Genomic DNA, 4950 nt, shown 5'->3' on the forward strand with positions numbered 1-4950 from the left:
CCATTCAACAACTTCGCTGCAATGAACGACAAGGGCGCATTGGTTACCGGTGTTGTCAAATCGGTTGAGCCTAAAGGCGCAGTGATCCAGTTGTCCGAAGAAGTCGAAGGCTATCTGCGTGCATCCGAAATCTCCCGCGACCGCGTGGAAGATGCCGGTACCCACCTGAAAGTTGGCGATACCGTCGAAGCAATGGTGATCAACGTTGACCGCAAGGCACGTGGCATCCAGTTGTCGATCAAAGCAAAAGACAATGTTGAAACGCAGGAAGCAATGCAAAAAATGTCGTCGGATTCGAACGCTGCATCCGGTACGACCAGCCTCGGCGCATTGCTCAAAGCCAAGCTCGATAACAGCAAAAACTAAGTCTACGTAAATGACAAAGTCGGAGCTGATTGCCCGTCTGGCTGAGCGTTATCCGCAACTGGTAGCCAAGGATGCGGATTACGCGGTCAAAACCATCCTCGATGCGATGTCCGACGCCCTGGCGACCGGACAGCGGATCGAGATCCGTGGTTTTGGCAGCTTTGCCCTCAACAGCCGTCCACCGCGCATCGGTCGCAACCCGAAATCGGGCGACAAGGTGATGGTTCCCGAAAAACGGGTGCCGCACTTCAAGCCTGGCAAACAGTTGCGCGAGCGTGTGGATGCGATGGTGGGGCAACCTATCATCGAAGACTGAGTTGTTTGCAATGAAATATGAACGGCATCTTCGGATGCCGTTTTTTTTACGCCATCCGAAGATGCCGTTTTTTTCACGTACAATTTCGTTAGTTTTAATGCAGCACCAATTTGCCCGTATGCTGCGGCTCTGAAGTCGCCCAAATAAAGGAATCTGCGCCATGAAAATCCTGTTCAGAATCTTTGCTGCGATACTTTTTATCGTGTTTTTCGGTTTCGCCCTGAAAAATACGCAAGAAGTCGCCCTGCAGTTTTTCATGGGTTATGAAATACGTGGGCCGCTGGTTCTGCTGCTGCTCGGCTTTTTTGCTGGCGGTGCCGTATTGGGCGTGCTGGCCATGACGCCTACGGTATTCCGCCACAGGCGGGAACTGAGCAAGAACAAGAAGGCTATCGCGACGATGGAAAAGGAAACGCAGGCGCAATTACTGGCGCGCTCACAACCGCCTCAACCCGATGCTGTGTGACCTCCTTGATTTGCGCATCGACTTGCTCAGTCATTTGATTACTCTCTACAACAAGACCTTGCATGGAATTTGAAAATTGGTGGTTGCTTGCCATCCCGGCCTTTTTTACCCTGGGCTGGATAGCTGCACGTGTTGATATCAATCAGCTGGTGTCCGAATCGCGCAGCCTGCCGCGCGGGTATTTCAAAGGGTTGAATTTTCTGCTCAACGAGCAACATGACAAGGCGATTGATGCCTTCATTGAAATCGTCAAACTGGACCCGGAAACCGTTGAACTGCATTTCGCCCTCGGTAATTTGTTTCGCCGCCGTGGTGAAATCGAGCGCGCCATACGTGTGCATCAAAACCTGTTGGCACGTCCGGATCTGCCGTCGGAACACAAGCTGCATGCGCAGTACGAACTGGGCCAGGATTATTTGAACGCGGGTTTGCTGGACCGTGCAGAAGAAACCTTCAATCTGCTGGTCGATACGCAATACAGTGCGCAGGCGCGACGCGCCTTGCTGGAAATCTACCAGCGCGAAAAAGAATGGGAGCGCGCGATTGAAGCCGCGCATGCGCTGCAAGAGTCTGGTGCTGGTGGCAGGCAGAAGGAAATAGCGCAATTCTATTGCGAGCTGGCGCAGGATGAGCTGGTGCACACGCACCCGGATGCCGCGATAGCCTTGCTGGAAAGAGCGCTGGCGGCTGATCGTAAAAGCGTGCGCGCGACGATGCTGATGGGCGATGCCTTCCTGGCCAAGGATGATATCGAATCTGCGCTGGTCGCGTGGCGTCGTGTGGAACACCAGAGCGTGCCGCATGTGGCGCTGGTCGCCCAGCGTTTGATGGATGGCTATCGCGCAGTTGATCGTGCGCATGAAGGCGCCAAGCTCTTGAGATTCTATCTGGCCGAAGCCTCATCCATCGATTTGATCGAGGTCGTGTTCCAGGCAGTGCTGGAGCTCGAAGGAGTCGATGCAGCGACGCAGATGGTCAGCGATGAGTTGCGCCGTACGCCCACCCTGCTGGGGCTGGACAAGCTGCTGGAAGCGCGCTTGCTGGATGCGCCGCCAGAGATGCGCTCCGAACTGTCTATGGTCAAGAATCTGGTGCATGGCTATACGCAAAAACTGGCGCGCTATCAATGCAGCAATTGCGGTTTCAAGGCGCGTCAGTATTACTGGCAATGCCCGGGTTGCAGCAAATGGGAAAGCTACCCGCCACGGCGCACGGAAGAATTGAATGTAATGAATTGAGCTTGCCGGCTCCTCATCTAGATGCCGCAAGAGCGTCTGTGCATGATCTCTGCATCACAAGCGCGGTGTCGCAAACGCTTTATCCGCAAAATAAACCAGTTTATGGGAATGTCACACAATGTGATTACTGATAAAGTTCAAATCGATTTATTGTTAATAAAGCAATGAATCAAGGCGTCCAGCCTGTTTTTTCCTGAACTTTTTCACCCATAAACTGGAGATATTTATGCTGAATAAATTATTGCTGGGGTTTGTCGCACTGATCGTTACGATGGGTTTTGCCTGCGCGAGTGTCGAAGTCAATCAAGCTGATCAGGCTGCGCTTGATGGCATCAAGGGTATAGGACCGACCACCTCAAAGGCGATACTGGATGAACGTAAAAAAGGCGGGAATTTCAAGGACTGGAATGATCTGCAAACGCGCGTCAAGGGCATAGGCGACAAGAGTTCGGACAAATTCTCGCAGGCAGGCCTGACTGTCAATGGCAGTGCGAAGTCAGGTGGCAGCAAGCCTGCCGCAGCCAAGGCAGACAAAGCCCAAAGTGCAGCAAGCGCCAAAGTGGCTGAGCCAAAGAAAACGGCTAAACCCTGAAGTGTTTGATACTGGCGTCGCAGCCAGTATGCATATACTGCCGCCGCATAGCCTCGATGATGAAGATCGTCGGGGTTTTTTATTGCGCGCACGGTTTGCAATCGAGTTCGCACGCTCTCTGGCGCAGTCGATTAAAATGATATTCTTCAAAAAATAATTCAATCCCCAATATGCAATATTTGACTATCGAAGACACCATAGGCAATACGCCACTGGTGCAAATCAAGCGCATGGACGGTGCAGAGTCTGCGCGTCGCAACAACATCATCCTCGGCAAGCTGGAAGGTAATAATCCGGCCGGCTCGGTAAAGGACAGGCCTGCCTTGTCGATGATCAAGCATGCGGAAGAGCGCGGCGACATCAAGCCGGGTGACACCCTGATAGAAGCGACCAGCGGCAATACCGGCATTGCGCTGGCGATGGTTGCGGCCATGCGCGGGTACAAGATGATTTTGTTGATGCCGGAAAATTTAAGTGAAGAACGTCGGCAGGCGATGGCGGCGTATGGCGCGAAAATTGTACTGACGCCGAAAACGGGCGGCATGGAATATGCGCGTGATCTGGCAGAACAAATGCAGAAAAATGGCGAAGGCTTGATACTCGACCAGTTTTCCAATCCCGACAATCCGCGGGCGCATTATGAAAGTACCGGGCCGGAAATCTGGCGTGATACCGGTGGAAAAATCACCCATTTCATCAGCGCGATGGGCACTACCGGAACCATCATCGGGGTTTCGCAATATCTGAAAGAGAAAAATCCAGACATCAAGATCATAGGGGTGCAGCCGGAAGAAGGTTCGCAGATTCCCGGTATCAGGAAATGGCCGGAAGCCTACCTGCCGAAAATATACGATGCGAGCAAAGTCGATCAGCTCGAATATGTCAGCCAGGGTGTGGCAGAACACACGGCACGACGTCTGGCCATAGAAGAAGGGATTTTTTGCGGGATTTCAGCAGCGGGCGCATGCGATGTTGCGCTCCGGATTTCTCAAACTGTTGAAAATGCGACGATAGTATTCATCGTCTGCGATCGGGGTGATCGCTATCTTTCAACCGGCGTATTCCCGGCATAAGCCGGAAATACGCAGTCTGCAGCCGGTCTTATTCTGCGTGGCCTTCGGTCACGCCGTCTTTAGGCTTGAATTGCTTGTCGCTGATGCGGAATTTATCGCGACGGTCACCCATCAGGATACGCAGATCGCGTATGCTCAATTCACTCACTTCATGCATGCGTATCAGCAGCGAAGCGCCGACTGGCAAACGGCGATGGCGGATCTTGCTGATGACTGGCGGTGCAACTTCCAGTGCGCGTGAAAGGGCTGCATCGTTTTTCAAATGCAGTTTTTCTATCAGCGAATCCAGTAAATGATTTGGATCATAGGCAGCTTGATCGGCGAGTCGGTTACTAGTCATTTGGCTATCCAGATTAGTCATAATATCTTCGATTCAAAATGAGGGATGGGGAAATGCAAAACTTGCTGCAATTTCGTCGGCTGCTTCTTGGAGTGTTGCCAGATTCGTAAAGTTGCAAACGGTGATGACTTTTTCAATGTATATATGAAAAAATTAACCATAAGCAATCAATATAGCAAGAAATTCCAAAAAAGCAATTAAAACTCAGTGTCTTTTTTATATCTTATTAGTTAATACGATACGAAAAAAGTTCCATAAAGTAAGCTTACTTTTAGATAATTGTATTAATACAATTATCCATGTGGATCCAGTTTGCTAATAATCAATACGCCATTATATCAAGCTGAAGACAAGGGATGAAACCAGCACAGCCCATATTATTATCAAAAGAATAATAAGTCTAAGTTGATAATGCGGCAAGTTACAATTTCCGCCATCCTTCGAGCCCGAGCTGGCGCAAGGTTTCCATATTCTTTTCGAATATCATCTCGGCCTCTGGAAATGCCGCGACTGCGCGTTCTATGCTCGCTTCACGTAGCAGATGCAGGATCGGGTAAGG

The 4950-nt window shown here is 51.0% G+C and carries 8 protein-coding genes; 6 read left to right on the forward strand and 2 right to left on the reverse strand.

Annotated features, from left to right (window positions below):
- The 6 genes from Q7T06_RS09125 to cysM all read left to right on the forward strand — a co-directional run.
- On the forward strand, window positions 1-366 hold a 366-nt coding region (locus tag Q7T06_RS09125), incomplete at its 5' end, for a S1 RNA-binding domain-containing protein (protein ID WP_304783804.1).
- Between the two features lie 10 nt (window positions 367-376).
- The gene (locus Q7T06_RS09130) at window positions 377-682 is read left to right on the forward strand and encodes an integration host factor subunit beta (RefSeq protein ID WP_011871954.1); all 306 of its coding nucleotides are present in this window, start codon (window positions 377-379) and stop codon (window positions 680-682) included.
- 160 nt (window positions 683-842) lie between these two features.
- Complete coding sequence (locus Q7T06_RS09135; protein ID WP_304783814.1) at window positions 843-1148, forward strand: lipopolysaccharide assembly LapA domain-containing protein; 306 nt, start codon at window positions 843-845, stop codon at window positions 1146-1148.
- A gap of 62 nt (window positions 1149-1210) precedes the next feature.
- Complete coding sequence (gene lapB, locus Q7T06_RS09140) at window positions 1211-2386, forward strand: lipopolysaccharide assembly protein LapB (protein WP_304783817.1); 1176 nt, start codon at window positions 1211-1213, stop codon at window positions 2384-2386.
- A 226-nt stretch (window positions 2387-2612) separates the two neighbouring features.
- A complete protein-coding gene (locus Q7T06_RS09145) occupies window positions 2613-2978 on the forward strand; it encodes a helix-hairpin-helix domain-containing protein (protein WP_304783820.1) in 366 nt (121 codons plus the stop codon).
- A gap of 170 nt (window positions 2979-3148) precedes the next feature.
- Window positions 3149-4051, forward strand: a complete 903-nt coding sequence (gene cysM / locus Q7T06_RS09150) for a cysteine synthase CysM (RefSeq protein ID WP_304783823.1) — start codon at window positions 3149-3151, stop codon at window positions 4049-4051.
- A gap of 28 nt (window positions 4052-4079) precedes the next feature.
- On the opposite strand, the gene Q7T06_RS09155 is transcribed toward cysM, so the two are convergent.
- Window positions 4080-4391 carry a hypothetical protein gene (locus Q7T06_RS09155; protein ID WP_304783826.1) on the reverse strand — a complete coding sequence of 104 codons (312 nt, stop codon included), beginning with the start codon at window positions 4389-4391 and terminating at the stop codon, window positions 4080-4082.
- A gap of 421 nt (window positions 4392-4812) precedes the next feature.
- A partial coding sequence (locus tag Q7T06_RS09160) for a DUF1415 family protein (protein ID WP_304783828.1) occupies window positions 4813-4950 on the reverse strand: 138 nt, incomplete at its 5' end.

The organism is Herminiimonas sp., from assembly GCF_030645555.1.
Taxonomy (GTDB): Bacteria; Pseudomonadota; Gammaproteobacteria; order Burkholderiales; family Burkholderiaceae_D; genus Oxalicibacterium.